This window comes from Hymenobacter sp. 102, from assembly GCF_049949205.1.
Lineage (GTDB): Bacteria > Bacteroidota > Bacteroidia > Cytophagales > Hymenobacteraceae > Hymenobacter.
In genome coordinates this window covers 207664-229723 of the sequence record NZ_CP188173.1, presented here as the reverse complement: position 1 = coordinate 229723, position 22060 = coordinate 207664, and the positions used below count along the sequence as shown (strand labels likewise).

General features: G+C 53.2%; 18 protein-coding genes. 6 read left to right on the top strand and 12 right to left on the bottom strand.

Translation table 11 applies throughout. The features are described 5' to 3' along the window. Positions 1 to 11 precede the first annotated feature (11 nt). The 4 genes from ACN19L_RS23700 to ACN19L_RS23685 all read left to right on the top strand — a co-directional run bounded on the left by ACN19L_RS23700 (position 12) and on the right by ACN19L_RS23685 (position 7852). The gene (locus ACN19L_RS23700) at positions 12 to 3098 is read left to right on the top strand and encodes a DUF1156 domain-containing protein (RefSeq protein WP_426491249.1); all 3087 of its coding nucleotides are present in this window, start codon (positions 12 to 14) and stop codon (positions 3096 to 3098) included. A gap of 8 nt (positions 3099 to 3106) precedes the next feature. Further along, positions 3107 to 6385 carry a DUF499 domain-containing protein gene (locus ACN19L_RS23695; RefSeq protein ID WP_426491248.1) on the top strand — a complete coding sequence of 1093 codons (3279 nt, stop codon included), beginning with the start codon at positions 3107 to 3109 and terminating at the stop codon, positions 6383 to 6385. Between the two features lie 178 nt (positions 6386 to 6563). Further along, the gene (locus ACN19L_RS23690; protein WP_426491247.1) at positions 6564 to 7421 is read left to right on the top strand and encodes an endonuclease/exonuclease/phosphatase family protein; all 858 of its coding nucleotides are present in this window, start codon (positions 6564 to 6566) and stop codon (positions 7419 to 7421) included. 5 nt (positions 7422 to 7426) lie between these two features. Next, positions 7427 to 7852 carry a hypothetical protein gene (locus tag ACN19L_RS23685; RefSeq protein WP_426491246.1) on the top strand — a complete coding sequence of 142 codons (426 nt, stop codon included), beginning with the start codon at positions 7427 to 7429 and terminating at the stop codon, positions 7850 to 7852. An 81-nt stretch (positions 7853 to 7933) separates the two neighbouring features. Here the strand turns inward: ACN19L_RS23685 and ACN19L_RS23680 are convergent, their stop codons facing one another. The 4 genes from ACN19L_RS23680 to ACN19L_RS23665 form a co-directional block, all read right to left on the bottom strand. After that, complete coding sequence (locus ACN19L_RS23680; protein WP_426491245.1) at positions 7934 to 8848, bottom strand: site-specific integrase; 915 nt, start codon at positions 8846 to 8848, stop codon at positions 7934 to 7936. A 206-nt stretch (positions 8849 to 9054) separates the two neighbouring features. Continuing rightward, entirely contained in the window at positions 9055 to 9276 is a 222-nt protein-coding gene (locus tag ACN19L_RS23675; protein WP_426491244.1) for a hypothetical protein, read from the bottom strand. After that, on the bottom strand, positions 9273 to 9647 hold the full coding sequence (locus ACN19L_RS23670) for a hypothetical protein (RefSeq protein WP_426491243.1): 375 nt from the start codon (positions 9645 to 9647) through the stop codon (positions 9273 to 9275). The genes ACN19L_RS23675 and ACN19L_RS23670 overlap by 4 nt, the downstream gene beginning before the upstream one ends. A 35-nt stretch (positions 9648 to 9682) precedes the next feature. Further along, the gene (locus tag ACN19L_RS23665) at positions 9683 to 9949 is read right to left on the bottom strand and encodes a hypothetical protein (RefSeq protein WP_426491242.1); all 267 of its coding nucleotides are present in this window, start codon (positions 9947 to 9949) and stop codon (positions 9683 to 9685) included. 552 nt (positions 9950 to 10501) lie between these two features. Between ACN19L_RS23665 and ACN19L_RS23660 the strand changes: the two genes are divergently transcribed. Beyond that, positions 10502 to 11566: a hypothetical protein gene (locus ACN19L_RS23660; protein ID WP_426491357.1), complete on the top strand. Its 1065-nt coding sequence runs from the start codon at positions 10502 to 10504 to the stop codon at positions 11564 to 11566. A 22-nt stretch (positions 11567 to 11588) separates the two neighbouring features. Here the strand turns inward: ACN19L_RS23660 and ACN19L_RS23655 are convergent, their stop codons facing one another. The 8 genes from ACN19L_RS23655 to ACN19L_RS23620 form a co-directional block, all read right to left on the bottom strand. After that, complete coding sequence (locus ACN19L_RS23655; protein ID WP_426491240.1) at positions 11589 to 12254, bottom strand: hypothetical protein; 666 nt, start codon at positions 12252 to 12254, stop codon at positions 11589 to 11591. A gap of 81 nt (positions 12255 to 12335) precedes the next feature. Continuing rightward, complete coding sequence (locus ACN19L_RS23650; RefSeq protein ID WP_426491356.1) at positions 12336 to 13535, bottom strand: hypothetical protein; 1200 nt, start codon at positions 13533 to 13535, stop codon at positions 12336 to 12338. A gap of 45 nt (positions 13536 to 13580) precedes the next feature. Continuing rightward, positions 13581 to 15329 (bottom strand): hypothetical protein, encoded by a 1749-nt coding sequence (locus ACN19L_RS23645; protein ID WP_426491355.1) that lies wholly within the window; start codon positions 15327 to 15329, stop codon positions 13581 to 13583. 18 nt (positions 15330 to 15347) lie between these two features. Then, positions 15348 to 15617, bottom strand: coding sequence for a hypothetical protein (locus tag ACN19L_RS23640; RefSeq protein ID WP_426491237.1), 270 nt, complete (start codon positions 15615 to 15617; stop codon positions 15348 to 15350). A 381-nt stretch (positions 15618 to 15998) separates the two neighbouring features. Beyond that, positions 15999 to 17924 (bottom strand): DUF262 domain-containing protein, encoded by a 1926-nt coding sequence (locus tag ACN19L_RS23635; protein WP_426491236.1) that lies wholly within the window; start codon positions 17922 to 17924, stop codon positions 15999 to 16001. Positions 17925 to 17932: 8 nt separating this feature from the next. After that, on the bottom strand, positions 17933 to 19303 hold the full coding sequence (locus ACN19L_RS23630) for a DUF262 domain-containing protein (protein ID WP_426491235.1): 1371 nt from the start codon (positions 19301 to 19303) through the stop codon (positions 17933 to 17935). A 10-nt stretch (positions 19304 to 19313) separates the two neighbouring features. Further along, positions 19314 to 20627 (bottom strand): type II toxin-antitoxin system HipA family toxin, encoded by a 1314-nt coding sequence (locus ACN19L_RS23625; protein ID WP_426491354.1) that lies wholly within the window; start codon positions 20625 to 20627, stop codon positions 19314 to 19316. 2 nt (positions 20628 to 20629) lie between these two features. Continuing rightward, on the bottom strand, positions 20630 to 21082 hold the full coding sequence (locus tag ACN19L_RS23620; protein WP_426491232.1) for a helix-turn-helix domain-containing protein: 453 nt from the start codon (positions 21080 to 21082) through the stop codon (positions 20630 to 20632). Between the two features lie 706 nt (positions 21083 to 21788). On the opposite strand from ACN19L_RS23620, the gene ACN19L_RS23615 reads away from it, so the two are divergent. After that, on the top strand, positions 21789 to 21926 hold the full coding sequence (locus ACN19L_RS23615) for a hypothetical protein (RefSeq protein ID WP_426491231.1): 138 nt from the start codon (positions 21789 to 21791) through the stop codon (positions 21924 to 21926). Positions 21927 to 22060 lie beyond the last annotated feature (134 nt).

Below are 22060 nucleotides of genomic sequence, written 5' to 3'. Positions count from 1 at the left end.
GTACGAATAATATGACCAACACCGCTTCAGCCTATAAAAAGCTCATTGAGGTAGCTATGCCCATTAAGGAGGTGTCCGCCGAAAGTGTGCGCGACAACTACATCAGGCATGGACACATTTCTAATTTGCATTTGTGGTGGGCCAGAAGACCACTCCCTGTTTGTCGCGCATCAGTATTTGCGTCGCTTGTTCCTGATCCAGATGATCCTAACTGCCCTGCTGCTTTTCGGGAAGCAGTGGAGTTATTGCTGAGCCCAGCTTCGGGTATCTCAATCGATCCATACAAGCCTTACGATGATATTCCTTATACCTCGGCGGCTGATTCACTGCCGGATACTGCTCGCAACAGGTTGCTTATGTTTATAGGCAAGTTCTCTGATGATTTTATTCAGAATCAGGAAAAAGGCCGCAGTACAGTTCCTAAAAAACTTTTAAATCCGAACAGTCTCATACGTTGGGAGAGTAAAAATGATGACGCAATTATTACACGTGCCCGCAAATTGATATGGGTTGCTAATAACGCATCCAATGAACTTAATGCAAAAGAGCTTTTAAAGGAATTTGATGCTGCTAATCAGGCTATTGTAGATGCTGAAAAGTCCCTGTATAGTACAGTTGACAGGCACTTGGAAGCCGAAGATGTGACGCGTAAAGAAGCGGTGTTGAACAAGGCAATCGAGGATTTCCTTGATAGAATGCCTCGCGTATTTGATCCATTCGCTGGGGGAGGTGCTATACCTTTGGAAGCAGCCCGTTTAGGGTGCCGGTCCTTTGGTAATGATATCAATCCGGTGGCCCATGTTATTCAGCGCGGTAGCCTAGAGTTTCCCCAGCGTTTTGGCAAACCTATTTCATTTAGCCGTGAAGAGTTTGTTGAAAAATACGGAATTGAAGAGTTGCGCAGGTATGAAGCTGATAATAACTTCCTTGGTCAACATAAGGAGATAGTTGCGTTGCCTAACCGACTTGCTTTTGATGTTAGCTTCTATGCGAGAAAACTAATAAAGCTCACAGAAAACAAGTGTGGGCTATATTACCCTGTCAATGATAAGGGCCAAAAGCCAGTTGTGTATTATTGGGCGCGGACAGCTGATTGCGTTAACCCATCTTGTCGTGCTGAGATACCGCTTCTGAGAAGCTTTTACTTATGTAATATCGTAGGCAAGAATAACAGCAAACAAATCTATCTAAACCCTATTGTCGACGGTACTGATATTTCATTTGAAATAAAGCAAGGTCAATGCAATGTGGAAGCTTGGGTTCTAAATAGAAAGAACCTGAAATGTCCTTGCTGTGGCAATACAACTTCAAATAAGGAGTTAAAAAACCAGTTCTTGAACGGAAGTATCAAGGAACGATTGCTTGCTGTTATCGAAAGTAATGGAGATGGTAAGTCTTACCGTCTACCTACTAAAGCAGATATTACGGCTGCAAGTAGTGTTCCGACCTCGTCATTGGTAATTACTGAAAAGCTAGCCAAAGGCAATACAAAGCAATTCGACATATGCCCTTGGGGCTACTTAGAGTACGGCCAAGTATTCTCTAAGCGGCAGTTGTTCATGCTGGAGAACCTTCTGAAATCGTTAAATGAAATTAAATCAGAAGTTAAAGCAGGTGAGGATGATTATGGCAAGGCTTTGGCAACATACCTTGCGATTCTTATTGATAGAATTGCAATCGTTAATACAGCGTTTGGCATTTGGCATACAGGGGGCGAGAAGTTAGAAAGGCCAATGGGTAGACAGGCCTTCGCTATGGTTTTTGATTACCCTGAGTCTAACCCTTTTTGTGACAGTACAGGAAGCGCCCTCAACCAACTGGATTGGATAACTCGGTACATTGAGAGTGAAAGCAAATCGCCATTCCCAACCATTTGCAATAACGCTTCAAGCGGTGACGCTTCCCAGTTCCCTGCTAAGTACTTAACAGCTGTAGTTACAGACCCTCCCTACTACGATGTTATTGCTTATGCTGACTTATCAGACTTTTTCTACGTCTGGCTCAAACGAACTTTAGGGGATATCTTTCCCTTAAATTTTGCTTTCCCTCAGACTCCTAAAGTCGATGAATGTACTGCTTTGAAATACCATCATGGTAATAGCGCAAAGGCAGCTGATTTGCATTTTGCGGAAAAGCTAAAGCAGATTTTTGACGCTATAGAAAAGCAAACGTCTGATGTGGTCAGTATAATGTTTGCCCATCAGAGTACTGAGGCATGGACTACCCTTTGTAATTCCATCCTAGGGGCTAACATGAACATTACTGGCAGTTGGGCGAATGATACGGAGATGACAAGTGCCTTAAAGACAGATAAGGCTTTCTTGTCCTCCTCAGTGACTGTTTCCTGTCGCCCAGTTGTTCGGTCGGGCTATGGTAATTTCAAAGAGGTGAAGCGCGAAATTGAAACCACTGTGCAGCATGAAGTAGAAGAGCTGTACCGAATGGGTTTCAGAGGAGCTGATTTGTTGACAGCATGTTTCGGTCAAGCTGTTAGTGTTTTTGGCAAGTATGAACGCGTGGAGAAAGCCGACGGAAGTGAAGTATCGGTTGCAGAACTGCTGCAATTAGCACGTGAGAGTGCCTTTCTTGCTTTGCTCAAAGGCTTTAATGGTGATGATTTTACCAAATTCTACATAGCCTGGCTACAGCTCTACGGCTTTGGCGAAGCTGATTTTGACGACGCAGCCAAGTTCAGCCGCGTGGGCCTCACCATAAACGTGTCTGAGCTTGAAGCCAAACATCTGTTCCTCATGAAGGGCAAGAAGCTCACCCTTGCTGGCTTCGCTGAGCGAATGGCTATTGCACGCAATCTGGGTGAAACCAAAAACAGCATTCTCATTGATGAAGTCCATCGAGCCTTAGCGCTTTATAAGGCAGGTAACCGTCAGCAGCTACTCCAATACGTGTTACGCGTGGCCTCCACTGCCGAGCAGCCTTTCTGGCGTGTGCTCACGGCACTAGTCGAGGTATTGCCTGCTGGCTCAGACGACCAGACTCAAGCTCTCGGCCTACTCGCCGACAAGGAAAGCGTGCTGCGCGAAGCTATCCTACTCCAGCAGCAGCGCCCCGTCACTGTCCAAGGTCAACTCGCACTCTAATTTAGGTTATGCCCATCTCCCAATTTCAGCAGGACAACCTGTATAAAAGCCTTGGTCTGTTCATCGACGGTTTCCGCCCTTATGCCGTATCGGTGCTCCAGCGGCACTACGGCGAGACGTGGCCAGGTGACTTTGTTCGAGGTTTATCCGAAGGGCAGCGCAAATCCTGGAATGACGGACAGCGCGCAGGTACCTTACCTGAGAACCTGCTTGATTTTCAGTACCTGCCGTCGTTTTCCCTTCAACTAAAGGAAATACTTCGTAACGATTTTCAGCGCACTGTCAATAAACTGCCCACTTGGCTCGGCGAAATCACCGATGTTCGCCACAAGATTGCCCATTTCCAGCCTATTGACGAAGACGATGCATCCAAGGCTTGGATTCATATGAAGGCTATTGCCAAGCAGCTAGGCATGAGCGAGCTGGAGGTAGAATTGCAGAAGCTCCAAACCCTAACACCAGCTACTGCTGCCGTAGCTACTCCCGTTGTCGCCGCTCCTAGTGGACCTCGGGCTTGGTTTCACGTCGTCACGCCCCATCTTGATATCCGAGAAGGCCGTCTGGACGAGAGTGTCTTCGCGGCCAACCTCACTGAAGTAGCACTAGGTACCGGCCGGGCCATGTATACTAACTCGGGCCTGTTCTTCTCCAAAACCTACTTCACTCAGGGGCTCAAATCTGTCGCCCGACGTGTAATACAAGGCCTTAATGGTGCCGCTGATGCCGAGAACCGCGTCATGTCTCTTCAAACCGGCTTTGGAGGCGGTAAAACGCATACCCTGATTTCCCTGCTACACCTTTGCCGCCTAGGCAGTAGAGCTGCTACCTCCGCCGATACTGCCGAACTGGTGGCCGCAACTGGAACTCCTAACTTCCAACAGGCTAGTATTGCAGTTTTTACTAACGCTACCAACGACCCTGCCAGAGGCCGCAACCCTGAAGACGGCATCCATCTTCAAACCATCTGGGGGGAACTTGCTTATCAGCTGGCTGGTCGTGATGGCTATGAGCTTGTTCGACCCAATGACGAACAGCTTATTGCTCCGGCAGGCCTATTCACGCAAGTGCTAGCGTTGGCTTACCGGAGCAAAGGGCCCTCGCTAATTCTAATTGATGAGTTGGCTGATTATTGCGTTAAGGCTTCAGCCCGTATAGTGGGGGGGAGTACTCTCTCCGACCAAACTATCAGCTTCGTACAGGAATTAACCGAAGCAGTTGCTGGTACTAACCACTGCGTTGCTGTCATCACCCTGCCCGTTAGCCCCCAAGAAGTTGGCAATACGCCTCAAGCTCAGCAGATATTAGAGTCTCTGCAGAAGCGGGTCAGCCGCGTTGGCTCCGATACCCAACCCGTTGCCGACGAAGAAATTTTTGAGGTTATCCGTAGACGCCTGTTTGATGAACTAGGTAGCACCTCCCTACACCAAGCTGCCCTTGATCAATACGAGTCGCTCTACCAGCAGTCCGCCGCTGACTTACCCCGCCACGCTAACTCATCGGAGTACCGTGCACTCATGCACAAGGCCTACCCGTTCCACCCCGAACTAATTGATGTATTCCGCCTACGTTGGGCCAGTCACCACAACTTCCAGCGCACCCGCGGTGCTTTGCGCCTACTGGCCGCCATTCTCAGCGACTTGTGGAAGCGCCACCAGTCACTGCCTGGCCAAAACTTAATCATCCACACCTCCGACGCACGGCTACAAAACCTTGATCCGATTACTGGTAAAATTAAGGAACTCTACGGCAGCGGTTACGACGCAGTCATTACCGCCGACGTAGCTGGCTCCTCGTCAAATGCCTTTAAAATTGACCAGGCTCGCCCCGAATACCGCCAGTGGGAACTCACCCAAGGCATTGCCGCCACAGTGCTGCTAAACTCCTTTGGTCGTGACAATTCGAATAAGGGGTTGAGCATTCCTGAAATTAAGCTCAATGTCTTAAAACCAGCTGCCTATAATCCAAACACGGTTAACAGTGCTCTTGATGAGCTCGAAGAACATGCCCATTACCTTTACTACACCCAAAGTGGTAGTTCTAGGCGCTACTGGTTCCATACCAAGCCCAACATTAACATCCTGATCAATCAGGCTAAGAATGAGATCAAAGACCCGGCCGTCAATGCTGATATTCTGCGTCGCATAGAGGAGAAGAGGAGGTTGGTTCAGGTTTTCAACCTACTACCTAATCCCCTTGACGATGTGCCTGAACAGCAGCGTCCTACTTTGATAGTGCTCCACCCAGACTATTCAGTTGCTACTGGAGGTAGTCCTGATAAGGATACCGTGAAGCACATTCAAGCCATGGCTACCAAGCGAGGCAACAGTGAGCGAATATTCCGCAATACTCTACTGTTCTTGCTTTGCAATACCATGGGTGCCACCAAACTCCGCGCTGATGTGCGGGATTACTTGGCATGTCAAAATACTATTTCAGAATATAGTAGCCAACTCGAAAAAGAGCAGAAAGAAGAGCTTAAACGTCGCTCTGATGACTGTGCTCGTGAGATTGAATCCTCGCTAGTCAAAGCATACTCCGTCGTTGTTAAATATTCAATCAAAGGCGGAGCGGAGCATTTGTCCTTTAAAGAATTCAGTTCTGCTCTAGATAACCAGCTCAACCAGAATTTGCCAGCTCTGTTAAAGGAGGAAGAGTGGCTTCTCGACAGCGTAGGCTATCAGACACTCGGCCGCCACAACTTGCTTCCGACTCCCGAACAGCCCTTAAGAACCCGAGAGGTCTACGAAGCCTTTTTGCGCTTTGATGACAAGCCTATGATTACTAAGGTAGCTGCAGTGCAGGACAGTCTACTGCGTTACTGTCAGCAGGGACAGCTTGCCATTGCCGCTGGGGATGGCATCACATTTTCGAAGATCTACTTAGGGGAGTTAGTTCCAATGTTTGACGTGACCGATCAAACTTATTGGCTCGTCGATAAATCGTTAAAGCCGGCGGATACGCCCACTCTTCAGTCAGGACCAACCCCTGATCCGGGATATCAGCCAGGCGGAGTTCCTCCCACACCAGGACAGCAGCCTGACCCTAATCCGTCGCCGAATGGTAGTTCGGTCTATCGGTCGGTAACTGTTTCCGGGAAAGTGCCTTTGGAGAACTACAATCAGCTTTTTACCAGCTTTATTCTTCCGTTGGCCAAGAACAACGTGGAGATAGAGATTATAATCAAAGGCCGCTCCACCGCATCAAATCCATTGACCGAAAACAGCCCTGAGTACAAGGTGATAAAGGAGTCTGCCCGTCAGCTTGGACTAAGTCTTGACGTTGAATAAATTTTTAAATGATTCTATTGTCGTTATATTTACTGATGCATGTACAACTCATAACTCTCTCTCGAGAAAGTTATGAGTTGTCTGCTTAGTTAATATTCAAGGTTTCAAGCACAGATTCTTATATAGTAATTTGTTTTGTGAACATCATTGCGTTATTTGTAATTTAATTTATGATAATATGAATATTGGTTTTTGGAATATAGAATCTAAGCCTAAAAAAAAGAATAATAAGATCTTTTTAAAAGATCTTAGTGACTATATGGTTATGCTTACCATAGAACGTCAATTAGATATTATTTGTCTTGCTGAAACTAGAGATGATATCAATCTTTCATTTATAACTAAGCTAAATACGATAGTAAGGGATAGTTATTCAATAATTAAGTGCTCTAAAGATAAACTAACCGTTATTTCTAGATATTCAAATACTTCATTTGAAGATAAAAGTCATTTATATAAATCAACTCGATGGACCGCGCATAAGCTAACTATAGATTCTCTTATCGAGTTAAACTTATTTGCTGTTCATTTTCATTCAAAAACCTCTTGGTCTGAAGCTAGTTTGGCCCTTGAATGTGTAAATTTCGCTAGAGACATACTTGTTGTTGAGGAACAAACTAAATGTAAAAATACTATTTTAATAGGCGATTTTAATATGAATCCATTTGAAAATGGATTAGTTGCTGCAAATGGTTTGAATGCTTTATCGGATTTGGAGTATGCTATTAAAACTCCGAAAGGGAGAGATATAGATGGGACTTTCTATGAATTTTTCTATAACCCAATGTGGAGCTTCTTTGGTGATATCAATAGACAATATGGCACATACTACTATCGGACTCCTGGACATATTTCACATGAATGGAATATATACGATCAAATAATAATGCGACCTAGATTAAAATCGTATCTTGATGATCCATTTTTGAAGATCATAAAAAATATAGGTGGAGAGGATATCACAAAAGTTTTTAATCGACCAGATAGAGAGGTTTACTCTGATCATCTGCCTGTGATTTTAAAATTAAAATTCTAATGAACATGAATCAGGAAAACATTTGGAAAAACTTTGACTTCTCTAAGTCAGCAGATGAGTCTGCATACAATCTACTAATATCGCAATCAGATCAGTTGCTAAAAGCAACTGGTGGGGAATTAAAAATGGATGTAGATGCTATTGACTCATATAAAGAGGGTGATCCGGTAAAAATTGTGGCTATATATACTCTCTATGTTGTTGCTCCTAAATTGGGAAATTTTAGAAGAAAGATTCTAAATGTAGTTGAAGGTGAATCAGAAGGTCGATTTCCAGTTGATATTTATTGCGTTATAGATGGTCGCGAAGCCAAGGGGGTGAATAAAATTGACTTTTTGGAAACAGTAGCAATCATGCTAAAAAGTCCACGAGTTAAGTCCTCGATTGAAAACCTATTCCAACAAAGTAAGCAAAATAATAAAGAAAATTAGTTTTATAGTGGTTTGTATAGCTATGCTAATGATTGTTTTATTCATAATTATCTATCTATAAATTGTGAGCTCACGAATAGTTTATAAACCAAGCTTCTGCGCAGCATTGTGCTGCCTAACATCATCTATACGAGTGTAGCGACGAATCATCGCACTCGTCTTGTGCTTGGTTTGATTCATGATCTCCGAATCATCGGCGCCCGCTAGCTTAGCGACTGTAACGAAAGACGCGCGCAAAGAGTGGGCAGAATACTTGTCACCCAGGTAGCGCTGCACCACCGCGTTAATGGTTTTGTCCGAGAGCCGGTCTTGCGTCAAGCGCTGGCCCATCCGTAGCCGAACGAAAAGCGGGCCGGTTTCACGCTCAAGCACTCGCAGCCAGGCTTGCAGTGAGCGGATGGGGCAAACCTTGGCTTCGGGGGAGTAGAAGACTGCCTTTTCCTCGTGCTGGCCTAGCTGGTTGGTTTTGCTGCGCTCGAGTCGAATAACGAGCCCTTCCTCAGAGAACTCAAGATTTTCAATATTCAGTGCCGTCAGCTCCGAGCGGCGGAAGGCCCCGGTAAAGCCCAGTAGCAGGATGGCGCGGTCGCGCAGGCCGCTAGCGGTCGTAACGTCAATTTCGCGCACTAGGCGCTTAAGCTGCACCAGTGAAAAGGCCGGCGCTTGCTTTTGCCGCACGCCGTGCACGCGGCTAATGCCATCGAGCAGTATTTTAAATTGCTTTTCCCCGGTAGGCGCATCCAGGTTCCGGAGCACGTGCGCTTTCTTGATGGCGGCCAGATGACGCTGGATCGTGGCCATCTTTTTTCCGGCGTCGGCCAGATACGTCACGTAGCCGGCCAGCGTGCTAACGGTTGCGGGCAGCGGCTCCACTTGGTTGGCGTTGCACCAGTGGGCGAAATGGCGCAGATCGGAGGCGTAGGCCCGGGCCGTATTGGGGGCGCCCTGCAACCCAGCTTCGACGTAACGGGCCGTCTGCTCGGAGAGTGCCGACAAGGGAGCGGACGGAACGGTGAGCGCAACGGATTTCATAGGCGTCTACTTGGAGCTACGGCAGGCAAGTGGCCGGACTTTGTGGGAAGATGAACGAAGATACTGTTTAGTTCCGATAAGTAAACCTTATCAGAAGTAAAGTAAAAAGTAAATCACGGTCACGGTTTGCCGGATTGGCCTTGGTAGCCTTTCGCCGCACGACTGTTCGGCTATTCGGCGGCCGGCTTCCACAGCCTTAGCCGGCGGCGCTGCCAGAGTCGCACGGCTAGCAGGAAAGTCAGCAGCCCCGGAATCAGGAGCAGTAGAATCCAGGTATTGGCCTCGGGGTAGCTCGTGCCGGTAAGACCCGCCAGGTTCACCATGAAGTCGACGCAGTACCAGTAGGCCAGCCGGCCCAGACGCAGCAGCAGGGAAAAGATGGAACCGATCATGAGCGCGTAGTTTGCTGCTGGCGGCGGATGGCGCGGGCGTCGCGCAGTACGGCGTAGGTCAGGTGCAGCAACAGCAGCGGGATGCCCACCAGGAACACGAGCAGGTTGGCCAGCACGTACATCGGGCCGCCCCCGCCGGCTGACAGCACCCGGATAGTAAGCCCGTAGAGTGGGCGCAGCCGGAAGTAGGCCGGGCTGTTGGCTGGCAAGGCGTGCGGGCAAGCGTGGTCGTGGCAGTAGCGAGTGCAGCGGCCGGCTACCCGGGCCGCCGTGGGCGGGTGCGGGGCGGCAGAGTTAACGGCAAAGCCCAGCAGCAGCGGCAACAAGGCCAGCAGGAAAGTGAGCAAGAGGGGGCGGAAGGTGGGCAGCATCAGGCAGCAGGATGAATACCGGGGAAGAGCCAGTTTCAGGCTTCGGGCAAATATGGCTTCCCATCGATCAGGCACTCGAAGCCGCTCAGATCGTCGAGCCGGTGAGCCCAAGCCTCCCGGTGGGCCTGACTTCGGGATGCGGCCACTACGTGCACGGCCCGGGGTGGGAATTTCACGTCAGTGCGCCGCAGATACGCCGGCTCATCGAGGACTGTGGCCGGGCAAAAGCATGTCGCCCGCCACTCTACTTTATACAGCGCGTATCCGGAAGGCGGCTTGGCCAGCCCAACCTTGGAGAGCATATCGAGCGCACCGCAGTGCGTGCAGGTCATACAACCCACGCTGAGCCAGCTACCGCGCGTGTCCACGTCATGCACCTTGAACGGACGAAAATCACCGCAGTCGCCACACAGCCACTCGATCGCGATTTGCCCGGAAGGCTGCCGAATCCACTGTCTAACATAGGAACTCATAACGATACGGGAATAGAAAGTCTATCAAGGTCAAATATCGGCAATGGCAGGCATAACGCCAGCAATAACCTTTGTATCAGCAACTCACGCGGAGAACAGGTAAGACCAGGTCGGGCGAAGGGTAACAATAACGGCCTGGTGACCTTACCTTAGCATAGAGCACATCCTGGGTAACAAATCCGGGGTCTCGGGCTTACCTTAGTAGACCATGAACGGGTAACAATTCCTGAGCCCGGTAATATATTGGTATATGCCCGTTGCTAGGTGGTAACAAAACCCTCCGGCCCCGGCTATATTAGGACAGCACCACAGCACCGCGGAACCTGGCCAGGCGCGCTGCTTTTGCTCTACCTTCTTCTCCACTCCTTTTTCCTTTCTCCGATGATTTCAGCTCAGTTCACTGTGTTTTCCCAACACGGCCGGTTCGGCCTGCTCTGCAACGGCCAGGAGTTGCTGGCTCCCGAGTACGACGCTGTCTGGCCCTTAGGCCACGGATTCTACGGGTTTCGCCAGGAGCGTCGCTACGGCATCCTGGCTCCCGACGGCCGTATAGTGCTGCCGGTGTGCGTACCAGCCTGCTTTGCCGGCTACCGAATGCTGGATATGGGTCAGCAGCTGGCTTACGCCTCCCAGGGCTCGCAGCGGGGCCCGCGCGACCTGCAGCGCGACTTTCCGGGCTTGCGGCTGCACCAGGACATTCCCTACCACCCCACCGACTGGTGGGCTGAGCAGGCACTGGCGGACCTATGGGAACTCAACAGTCCGGGCCGGGAATCCCTGTTGCTGCCCGTCCGCTCCCGCCAGTTGGCGCTGCACTCCAACGGCACCTGGAGCTGGGAAGACCCTGAGGCGGACGCTGACCAGCTGGTGCTGTGCGGTACCGGTGAGGCTGGCGGTTTCAGCTGGCGCAACCAGCAGTCGGAGCTGCTGCCCCCCGATACGGAGCAGCTGCTCCGGTGGCAGGCCCGCTGCCAGCAGGTGCTGGCAAGCCTACAGAAAGAGAGCGACAGCCCCGTCCAACCGGTTCAGCCGGCTGCTCCGGACGCATGGCAGGAGGCTGACTACCACGAGCGGGCGCTGGATGCGGTGCTGAAACAGGCCGGCATCCGGGGACTGTTTATGGTTGACGACCTGGACTTCGCTGACTACGTGCCCTACGACGAGGATGAGCTCTCCCCGGCGGTGCGCGCTGCTTGCTACGAGCACCTGGGTCAGTACGTTGTGCTGGATGAGGCCGGCCGGGAGGCCGCCGCCGAGCTGCTGCAGCTGGCCTGGCTCTGTGCCAACGGCTGCGTGGAGGTGGACTACGCCACAGGCTGGGCCCTGGTGGATGAGCGTTACGACTGTTGCGGCGACTTCGACCCCGTGCTGCTGGAGGAAACCACGCCGCTGGCCCTGTATACCTACTACTGCCTGCACGAGCTAGAGCCGCTGCTGCGCCGCTGAGCAGCTCCGGCAGCAGCCTTCACTACTCAAACCAGCTTTCCGGCCGGAGCGGGCTGAGCACGAGGCCTGCCGGCGCGCGGCCGGAGATCCGCTGATGGTAAGGCGAAATGAACACTTCCGCTACCAACTGATTATTGGCGTCCGTGACCCGGTAGCAGTCCACGGGATTATCGATGCCTGCCGCAGTGCGGGAGCCGGTGCGCCGCCACTCTACCGGGCGGCCATCGGGCAGGCGCAGACGGCGCAGGTACAACGCTGACGATACGATGCCGGCCACGGGTACGGGGTTGGTCGGCACTATGCCGAAGGGGCCACTGCCGCCGGGCACCTGGTCGGCATCATAGCCAACCACTCCTCCCGATTCCTTGACCAGCAGTGCAGTGAGTTGCTGCTCATCCTCAACCGAAACGGGCACGCGGGCGAACAGCAAGCTCAGCAGAGCCGTGGTCAGTTGGGCTGGGGTGAGGACGTAGCCGAATTCCTCACTCAGCACCGTGGCCCGGGAGTTGAGCTCCGCTGCCGAGCGGCAGCCGGGCTGAATCACGGACACCGCCCGTCGTATCAACTCCTCCATCTCATGATCCGGTAGTGTGTCGGGGAAGAGAACCAGCAGCTGCTGCAGGGCCGCCCGCTTCTCGGCAGGTGTATCGGGCAGCTGAATTTGGTCGGGGCTAATGGGGTCGCTCATGGGTAGAAGAGGGAAGTGACTCACTAGGCAGCAGCCTGTTTGCGCGGAGAAAATTGGGGAGAGTACGGCCGCAGGACAATTTCAGTCCACTGCCCGTACTGCTACGTGGAGCCGAGCAATGTTTGCCTTCTGTGCCACCGTGCGGAAACGGCCGCGCAGATTATTTGTCAGGTTTGAGGAGGGCGTTAGGTCACGTGCATTCCAGGGCAGTTCGATACTGGCTGTCCCGTCATGAAAGTGGCGGGTGATGGTAGCATATTTAGTCACCAAAACTTGCTGCAGAAACGCCTGTTCATCAACTTCCGGCCCGTCACCGATAGAATATGTGATGGGGTATGGTTTCATTCTCACCGTCCGCCGGGTCTTTGCACTTTCAGAGTTTTCTGGCTTAATCACCCCTGTTTTCTTGCCTTTCACCGGCCGCCGCACCACCAGCTCCAGCGGGGTTTCGGGAGCTGTCCATTCGCCCTGCAACTCCGTTGCCAACAGCAATGGCTCCAGTTCCAGCAGCACATCCCCGTATATTTCCTGAAAACGCTGTTGCACGTAGGTCAGCAGCAGAAGGTTTTCCCCAACATCCTGCCCACCCGATGCCTGCCACTTTTTGGCCGGGCTCAGGAAGTAGTTTGCCGGATGCACGGCGCGCAGGAAATGTGCCACCATCTTTTGGCGGTGGTCAGAACTCACAGCCTGGGTTAGCCGATAAACCTTGTCCGGGTTACCCCACCAGTTGTACTCTCCCCGGGGAAACAATTCATCCACTGTACGGCGATAGTCAAACGAGTAGTGCGCATTGACGTGATGCAGATGGGACAACTTCCAGCCCCGTTCCCCAAAAGGAGGCGCTGTAGTCCATCCGAACGCCGATTGAGCCCTTTCCGGTTTTGCTAGACGGACAGAAACCGGAAACCGCCTATTTGCAACCGCTTCTTGCAACTCAGCCAATGTTGGCTTGTTGCCGGCTAGTACCTGTGCGAATATTAGTTGCGGTAAGTAATTGTCGCAGTAGGCATAGCCAAAACCGGTCGGATCAAGCGTGAGAAACCCACGGCGCAACCGATGATACTCCGTCTTGTCGGCGGAAGCGTAGCGACGCACAAACAAGATGGCGTCAGGTTGGGTCACGTAATTTAGCAGCAAACGATGCCAGTGCCGCACTACGTCGGCGGATGGCAACTGCGGTTTGATGAACGTATCGTACAACTCCCCTACGGTGTTGACAGTGACTTGCGGTATGTAAGGGAGTTGGCTCTCGGTTAGTTTGTTGGGAATCCAAGTCACGTGGTATAGGGTTATCAGATTGAACAGGGAAAGACACTCGTTTTGCTACTCCGCCGCCAATGCAGCCAGGCCGGCGTCGTAGGCATCCAAAGCGGCTTGGATGGCGGCGGGGGTAGCATCCTGTTGGTTCTGGGCAGCGCGTAGCTCTGCCCGCAGCAGGGCACGACGCAACAGCCCGAACTCCGCCGCGTAGGCCGGGCACTGTGCCAACCCGGCCCGGCATAGCTCCCGGGCAGCCTCAAACACCGCAGTTTCCTGGGGCTGGATAAAATGGTAGCCGGCCGGTAGCAGCAGTTCCAGACAGGCTTCGCAAGCCTCCCCCAGGGCCGGGCCAGCCAGCTGCCAGGCCGCCTGGCTTAGCCACTGCGCGGCGGCCCGCTGCGTGCCCAGGCCGGCCGGCTCCTGCTGCAACTGTTGCGTGAACTGCCAGCGCAGATACTCCGGATCCGGCAGCGGCGGCAGAAGATTGGCCACGTCACCCAGCGGATATGGCCGCTCGTCTACCGTGACCTCCACCATTCGGAAAGGCACCCAAGCGCTCTGCTCCTGCTCCTGCAGGTCGTCGGACGAGTACAGCCGAAAGAAGGCATCCCGCTTCACCTGATAGGGCTGCTCGGTGAAGAAGAACCCGCAGGCTTCCCCGAAGTGCGTTTGTGCCGCCTCGGGCCGGCGCAGCCGGTAGGCCGCCCAGGCCGCGTGATGCCGCCAGCGGGTCTGGTTCCATTTGAACTGTGCCAGGTACAGCTCCTTTTCAACCGGACCGTCTCGTTTGGTCGATACCCGGGGTAGCGAACGGGCAGCCAGCCGTTCGTACTCAGCCAGCAGGGCGTTAAAATCTAGCTTCCCCTGTGCCAGCAGGCACCGCACGAGCAGCTCCCGGTAAGGGGCATGCAGGGATTGTCGGGCTACTATTACCAAAGCATCCGCCAGGGCCTTTTCCGGCAGGCCGTGAGCCAGATAATAGTCTGCCCGTTCAGCTAAGTACTCCGCAGTGTCCGGCTCCCTGAGGCCAGACCGCTCGAACAACGCTAGCGCGGAAATCCAGCGCTCGGCTGGTGGCTCCAGATCCGGGTTGGGAAATAGAATATATTGCTCTACCCGCGTAGCCCGCCAGTTACCCCGCAACGATGTACCGGCCTTTAGATCCTGCAGAGCTCCCCGAAAATCGTGCGCCAGGAAACGGATAACGGCGCGGCTTCCTGCCGCCCACAGCAGCGCCGGGTCGAGTGCCAGGGCAGCGTCTAGATCGGCCAGGGCCTTGTCGAGTCGGTCGTGGGCCAAGTGAAATTCACCCCGGCCAGCTAGGTACCGCGCGTTGGCCGGTTCCAGCACCAAGGCCTGGTCGTAGGCCTGCAGCCGCTGGGCCTGCCCCTCGCGGGAAACAGCGTAGTCGTTGTAGCCGTAATAGGCGGCCGGAAAAGCTAGGGCCTCGGCGTAGCGATACCAGGCGTCAGCCCGGCTGGGGTCGAGCGCCAGGGAGGCGGCCAGGTCGTGCCGGGCGTCGCCGTCGCCGTCGCTCAGCATGGCCCCGATTCCACGCCAGTACAGCTCGTCGGCCGTGGTGGCTGGGCTGCGGGTTGCCTGGCTGCCGGCCGAGAGGTCGATGTGCCCGTCCGTGTTGCTGACTCCTTTCCTGTTCAGCAGCAGGCCGTAGCGGGCCCACAGCTCGGCGGAGTCGGTCACCAGCACCACGGCCTGCTCGTAGCAGGCCGCCGCCGCGCCCCAGTTCTGCATCTGCTCGTGCTGCAGTGCGGTTTCGTACAGGGTTTGAACAGGCTCCGGAAATTTCGGCATGACAGATAGAAAGGCTGATTAATCAAACAGCGTATCGACGGGATGTAGCACGTGGACGTTGGCCTGCTGCTCGTAGTCGGCCAGCTGGTCTGGCTCCAGAAACGTAAGCTGGAGGTAGCTGAGCAACATACTTCTCGCTTCCGGACTGGGGCCAGCACTGATCAGGGGCGTAGTCAACCGCCGCCAATACGGGTTATTGATGGCATCGAGGCGGGCGAGTACGCCTTCCGCAAACTGCAGGATCGCTCCCTCCTGCAATAGTAGGTGGCTGCCATTGGCACGTTGCATCCCAATGGCGTGGCAGACGGGTTCGGCCGCAGGAAATGAGTAGCGGTGCTCTCCACCGGATTGTACATAACTGGTACAGCGGGTAATAATCGTAACATTTTCCGGTTCCGCGACCAAGCGCAAGCGGGTGATATGCGGCGTGATGAACGCCCGAGTAAGTGGGTCAGCCGGGAAGCTGTACCACTGAGCCAGCGCTACGGGAGGCTTGGATTTTGACATCAGAAAAAGAAATTAACGGGTAGATAATAGGGGCGCACGCCGCCTCAAGGTAACAGCGTAGCCCGGATGCAGGATACGGGTATCGAGCACGCCTGTCCAGGGTTCTTACATAACCTTTACCTGCTCTTGGCTTACAGCCAAATTGCTAGTTATGATTAGATGTCATGGCAAGGTAGAGCGCGTGGCGAGCAGACCGATCATTTCCTGCTGGTGCGCTTCAATAGCTGTAAGATCCCACGTGTTGCACTGCTGCATCATGAGTTGTTGCTTCAGGCTTTCTATTGCGGAAGACTTGTTATAATGCTCCGCCTTGGCTTTTGGCGAATAGTTGCTTAGCTCCGAGTTTTTGCTGGCGCTGATCAAACACAGGTTGCCGAATGAATTGAGGATTTTCTGATCTAGCGGATTGCTGATCTCGCCTTTGGGATTCTGCGGGTAAAAATGCTCTACTGAGCTACGGAACGTGAACTCAAACTCCTCGATGCGAGGAATCTGGTAATCCTTGCGCAACTCAACCCGTGATGTTTTCCAGATCAGGTAGTCCAGCCGGTTAAAGATGAAGTTCGGGACGTGCGTACCCTGGTGCAGCACATCTTCGTTCACGGTGTGGTTGACCGGTACCGCTTCGTTTGTAAAGATGATGGTGTGATAACTAAGGGGAGTCGTCGCGAACCGGTCGTAATAAAAGGCATCGGAGAGTTGCTCCAAATACCGGATATAGTCTTTGGCGACCAACCCGGGCCCCGTGGCGTGCAAAAAGCGCAGTACTCCGGCCAGCCAGTGCTTGTACGTTGCTTGGGGGAAGGAAACGTGAAACATGGCCAACAACATCACTGCTTGCCGGGTGTCGGCCTCGCTCTCAAAGGTGTTGCCAAAACGCTCGCTGTCGGAGGATGATTCTGGCTTAAGGCTCCGTAAGCGCCACTTATACTGATCGTGAGTATACTCACGCTTGATGACGTATCGATCCAGCAGCAGTCGGCATTTCAACAGGCAATGCAGAAACCCCTTCACGAAAGCAGCTTTGTCAGGAGTGTTCTGGAGTACTTTTCCAAATGAATCAATCAACTGGTTGTCATCCAGTGCAAGGTCACGGGCAGTATAGACCTTGAGCGTGAGCAGCAGAAAGTTCGGAAAGCTCACTACCGAGCCCAGGCGCGGCTCGCTTGTTTCTGCCTCACTGTTCGAGGCGCCTACCTGTTCCGGGCTGTCGAGCAGGTCGAGCAACTTGGCCCCCGATGTCTGCGGCGTGTTATCCGCCACCGAGCCCACTACTACCTCCCTGATGTGGTCAAAAGAGTCCGGCACGCGATCCAGAGCCCCGGAACTGCTGGTAAACAGTTGTGTCCGTAGCTGCGAATCAAAGGCTTTAACCATGTGCTGGTCCATGATGGAGCAGGCATCCCAGATCCGGGCACCAGCCTGCAGGCTCGCGGACTCCCCTTGCAGGTGACCAAGTAGCTGGGCCTTAAGCACCTCGTGTTTTTCGAGCTGCTCACCCCGGCTGTTCATAATTTCAAAGTAATGATTGAGGTCGGTATCGGCGGGCACCTGTACCTGCAGAATCTTCACCCGCTTAAGCAAGCAGGTATGGAATTGATCCGGACTGTGGTTGGCGTCGCTTCCCGCATGTCTCTGCTGGAGCTGTTTCAGCTCCCGGGTCATATCCAGATACGCCTGCTGCATGCGTCGGTCCTTTGCCGTGCTTCGCACGCTAGGGTCGCGATCCGCCAGCCGGTGAAGCGTGGCTGATGAATTAGGCCGGCTGTCGAAGCGCAGTCGGGAGGCGTGCGCTTCGGGTACGGAAAGTCCGAACTCATTCTGCAACACACTTAATAGGATGTTGAGCGTGGTGAGTCGCTGCTGGCCATCAATAACGGCCAGTTCATCTTGTCCGGCAGCAGGCCGGTGGTGCACAATCAGGTTGCCGATATAGTACGTGGTTGTTGCGCCGGTCACTTCCCAAATGTCCCGGACCAGTTGTGTTACCTGCGCCTCGTCCCAGGCATAGCTACGTTGATAGAGTGGCACGGTGTAGTTGTAGCGGCTGAACAGCTGCTCGATGGATAGTTCTTCTAGTAGTTCCATGGTCACGGTTACTCGATTGCTTTCAGGTCGCGGAATAGCTGCATAATCCCGTCTAGGTGAGCGACCGTACCTTCACTTCCTTTGTGGTTTACCGGGGTCAGCGACTTGGCAAAGAACTCCCGCGGGTCCGTGGCCTCCCGGATCAGGCGGATCAGCCCATCCTGGGCTTTAGCGTAGTTGTCGACAGTAACTGCCCGAACTGCTTTGTTTTCGAGCCGTAGAGCATATGCCCAGAGAAAAATTCGGACGACGGCCTCTTCTTCCTTATGGTCACCAAATTTATCCCAGTAGTAGAGTAGGCAGCAATCAAACAGATTACGCACGTACTGGTCACCTTGCCGGCCGCGGCCCCAGTAGTGCGCCAGCTCGTGCAAGATCCGCTTGGCCATTCCCCCACCCTGCCACGCCGGCACGCTGCTCCTGGGATCTCCCACCCTGGCTTCCAGCTCACGAATGCGAGCTGCGTACTGCCCAACGTACTCAAAAAAGCGCGCGCCGTTGAGTATTACCTGATCCAATTGGCAGGGATAGGGCATACGCTGCCGGTCAAGCACCCGGGCGTGATCCTGGTTGTAGCCCTGAACGGTTAAGTGGCACATGCGGGCCGCCTCGGCAAAAGGCAAGACTGGTGCAGAACCAATCGTGAGACCCTTGAATGTATCGATGCGTTCCTTAGTGAAGTGTAGCCCGGATCGGCCCTTGGACCAAGCCCGAATCTTAAACAGGTAGCTACTGAAGTACCGGGGCAAGTCCTCCGTTAGCTGCTCCCACTGCCCGGCACTGGCAATGCGCTCGGCCTCCGTGTTACTCTCCATCTCACGAAGATGGTAGGCTTTGAGTAGGTCGTGGGGCGCTAGATCTTTGCCACGCGTGTTCTGGGAATCAAAGAACTGAAAGGCCTCGGCAATGTGCTCCAATTCGAGATAAACCAGCTCACAGCGTTGAAAGAAGAAGTCAGCATCCTCGCGCTGAAATTCCTCCACGCGTTGTTGGATCAGCTGCGCGTTGCGGCGCAGATTGGCCTGGCTGATTGGATTACTGATGCAGGATTGGGCCAGGCAGAGATCAGCGGCTTGCTTACCTGCTGGAGTAGCTGCCGGGTGCCTGCGTAGTAATGCTGCCGCCAATAGGCTGAGGGTATACAGTCGCTGTTGGCCATCTACGACGTCGCGCGCTTGGTTAGAGTGCCCTCGGTCGTAGTGCACCACCACAGTTCCTAGGCGGTATGCACTCTTGTCGCGCTCGCGGTGGTAAAGGATATCATCGATAAGCTGATTTACTTGTCTGGTCGACCATTTATACGGGCGTTGATAGGGAGGAATTCTTAACCGCTCCTGGGAAAAAAGGAGTGTCTGCAGATTACTGATCTTTTTATGCATCAATGGTGGTTCACAAGCGTAATAAGGTTGCAGTAATGGCGTCGCGAAGCTTCGGGTCCACGTTTACTTCTTCGGCGAAGGTGGGCCACTGGTTAACGGTCTCGCTGATTTGCGTAATGATACTTTGGGCTTTATCGCCTGCGCTTCTCGACCGAATGGAGCGTCCGATAGTGAGCAAGTCATCGCGGGAAATACCCTGCCGCTTGCCGTTTACACTCAACGCGTGCTGGCTTACCCAGGGGCTACCGGGGCGGTAGGCGTGGCACACGTCGTAGGCAGGGGCTAATTCCCACGCGTGGCCTTGTCTCAGCCGAAAGGCGAAGTTCTTCGTGTGATCGTCACAGTTGCGCGCCATCACATTAAAGACCATCCGCCGGAACATCTGCTCCGCTTCGGGATAGGTAAGCGTAAGCTCCCGCATCGTTTGAAACAACTGCTCGTAGCTAAAGCTAGTCACGGCATTGTAGTCGAAGTGCTTGGTGGCGCACAGGGTCTGCACGTGGTGCTTGGTGCTGCCGCCTTCCCGGTCGAAGCGCTTGGTCATAAAATGCGCCCGGCCATTCTCTTCCAGCAGGCGGGAGGGCATCATCTCAATGCCACAGGCGCGGGCCATGTTGTAGTAGGCCATCTCCACCCGCCCGTAGCCGTGGGTAGCTCCCAGCTGCACATCACTCACGCCGTCGAGTTTGAGCAGCCAGTGTTCAAAACCCTGGGGCGCTTTGGTTTGCCCGGACTTTACCTCGCCCGTTTTTTCGTTGTAGGCAATCACCGCTTTGGGCCGAGCGCCCCCGGCGGAAGTACCGATTTTCAGGATTTCCATCAAGGCCTTTTCCTCGCCCTGATTCATGTGGGCCAGAAACTCCTGTTTAGCGGCAAGCATCTTTTGCGCCACCGTTACCAAGCTGTCGATTTCGACGGAAAACGTATTCTTGTTTTCCTTTAGCGAGGTAGGCTCAAATTCCAGTGCCCCCATGCCCCGTTGGCCGATAAAGCAGAGCATCTCCACCGGATTCATGCTATCCGTTGGGCGGCCCTGCTGTGCTAGCCACAGATTGATGAGCTCATGGCCGTAGCGGTCGGGCAGCACATCAGCGAGCAGCCCGGGTAAGCCCTTAAAGGCATCAAGTCCGCTATCAGGTTTCTGGCGTAGTTCAGGGAAGGAGAAAATGGTCTGCGACGAGGTAATGGGCATCTTGAGCGGCGCCAGATCCACCCCTCGTCTTTTAAAGGTTGGATCGTACTCAAAGGTGGCGAGACCGGTCGCTTCGTCCCAGATAACGGCCCCCACGAACTCTCCCCAAATATGGATTCTAGCTGCTTGCATCGTTACCAATCGGTGTTGCGTTTCTTGCCCTGCGGCGCTTTACTGCCTGTGTCGCTTGGCCTTGCTCTAATGCGCTTGGTTTGTTCTAGCTTGGCAATGGCTAGCGGGCTGATTAGTGTGGGGACCGTGAACGCCTCCATGGTATAGAGCAAATCGAGCACCCGCAGTACCTGAATCAGAGTGGCAACGGTGACCGTTTGTCCCCGCTCCAATAAACTCAGGGTTGATCGACTGATACCGGCAGCGTGAGCAATGGCCTCTTGCGATTTGTTGCGGGCCAGTCGGTGGTGCTTCACAAAGGCCCCAATGTGTGCTGCCAAAGCATCATCACTCATGGCTGACCATTTATTGTAGGATATATCAGTCATAAGAGCCGGAAAGGGGTAGTTTTTGGATGGCTTATCATGCAAGATATATTTATTAGTGATGTATTGTAATAATGATTGATAAATCATGCAACAAAGATTAAATATAGACTTAATGCATGAAATGTCGGTCGAAAACACATACGATTGTACAGGAGTCAGATTAGAAGAGGAAGTACCTGTCTTCTGACAAGGGAATGGTTGGGAAGCCATGTCAAGGAGTGCAGGTAGCGAAGCTGTGGCCAGAACACTGGAACTAGAGAGATTTCGGGCGTATCCCAGTCAACTCTGCTGGGTACCCCTCCGCAAATGGGCTCGCAATAGGCTCATAAAGAACTCTCGGAGCTGGTTTGCTGTGAGTAGGAAGAAGCTGTAAAAACAAACGGGAGCTCTCCAGTACTTGCCTATTCTACAACTTAGTGATGACACTCTGCTGCGCCAAGAGAGTCGTCGGTAGTAGGCTGGGCCCCTAAGGCTAAAAAGTAGTACCGATTTATGGGCTCACCCCCTACCGGCACGTGGTCGTAATCCTTGAATTCAAGCCAGATTCGTTATTTTTTGAGCAACTGAATTGGCTCATTATTGGCTCATGCGGTAGCGTTTCATCTACCTAAGGTTTGATACGACCAAGTAGCAGAGTTCAACAATAGACTTACTTACGAGCGTGAACAGCCCTACAAGTACCAGTAGGGCCGGGGTTTGATCACCGGAAGGATTGTTGGCTCAATGCAAGAGTGCTACCGGTATTGCTCTTATTGGCTAGCTTTGCCGCCCTAAGCAGTTATCGCCGTAGCGCATGCAGGCCTTAAAACTTACCGATTTGCATCGTCGCCTCCGGTTAGCACCCAGCCCTACCAACCGGCTGGGCGGGGTGCACCGGCAGCCGCTGCCCATTCAGCAGCGCCCCGCGCTCTTTGTAGGCTCCCTCGCCTAACGTCCCCATTTGTTAGTTATCGGAACCTGTGGCCAGGACTGACAAGTAAGTATGAGCAGTCCTTATTGGTCTCGATAGGGTGACGATAGAAGCAGCTATCGAATAGGAATGTTGATTATCAATTTGCAAATTGC

Coding starts and splice junctions, on each gene's coding strand:
- ACN19L_RS23685 (WP_426491246.1), top strand. CDS start 7,427: ATGAATCAGGAAAACATTTGGAAAAACTTTGACTTCTCTAAGTCAGCA.
- ACN19L_RS23620 (WP_426491232.1), bottom strand. CDS start 21,082: ATGATTTATCAATCATTATTACAATACATCACTAATAAATATATCTTG.
- ACN19L_RS23615 (WP_426491231.1), top strand. CDS start 21,789: ATGCAGGCCTTAAAACTTACCGATTTGCATCGTCGCCTCCGGTTAGCA.
- ACN19L_RS23670 (WP_426491243.1), bottom strand. CDS start 9,647: ATGCTGCCCACCTTCCGCCCCCTCTTGCTCACTTTCCTGCTGGCCTTG.
- ACN19L_RS23660 (WP_426491357.1), top strand. CDS start 10,502: ATGATTTCAGCTCAGTTCACTGTGTTTTCCCAACACGGCCGGTTCGGC.
- ACN19L_RS23690 (WP_426491247.1), top strand. CDS start 6,564: ATGAATATTGGTTTTTGGAATATAGAATCTAAGCCTAAAAAAAAGAAT.
- ACN19L_RS23675 (WP_426491244.1), bottom strand. CDS start 9,276: ATGATCGGTTCCATCTTTTCCCTGCTGCTGCGTCTGGGCCGGCTGGCC.
- ACN19L_RS23640 (WP_426491237.1), bottom strand. CDS start 15,617: ATGCAACGTGCCAATGGCAGCCACCTACTATTGCAGGAGGGAGCGATC.
- ACN19L_RS23635 (WP_426491236.1), bottom strand. CDS start 17,924: ATGGAACTACTAGAAGAACTATCCATCGAGCAGCTGTTCAGCCGCTAC.
- ACN19L_RS23645 (WP_426491355.1), bottom strand. CDS start 15,329: ATGCCGAAATTTCCGGAGCCTGTTCAAACCCTGTACGAAACCGCACTG.
- ACN19L_RS23630 (WP_426491235.1), bottom strand. CDS start 19,303: ATGCATAAAAAGATCAGTAATCTGCAGACACTCCTTTTTTCCCAGGAG.
- ACN19L_RS23655 (WP_426491240.1), bottom strand. CDS start 12,254: ATGAGCGACCCCATTAGCCCCGACCAAATTCAGCTGCCCGATACACCT.
- ACN19L_RS23700 (WP_426491249.1), top strand. CDS start 12: ATGACCAACACCGCTTCAGCCTATAAAAAGCTCATTGAGGTAGCTATG.
- ACN19L_RS23625 (WP_426491354.1), bottom strand. CDS start 20,627: ATGCAAGCAGCTAGAATCCATATTTGGGGAGAGTTCGTGGGGGCCGTT.
- ACN19L_RS23665 (WP_426491242.1), bottom strand. CDS start 9,949: ATGCTCTCCAAGGTTGGGCTGGCCAAGCCGCCTTCCGGATACGCGCTG.
- ACN19L_RS23695 (WP_426491248.1), top strand. CDS start 3,107: ATGCCCATCTCCCAATTTCAGCAGGACAACCTGTATAAAAGCCTTGGT.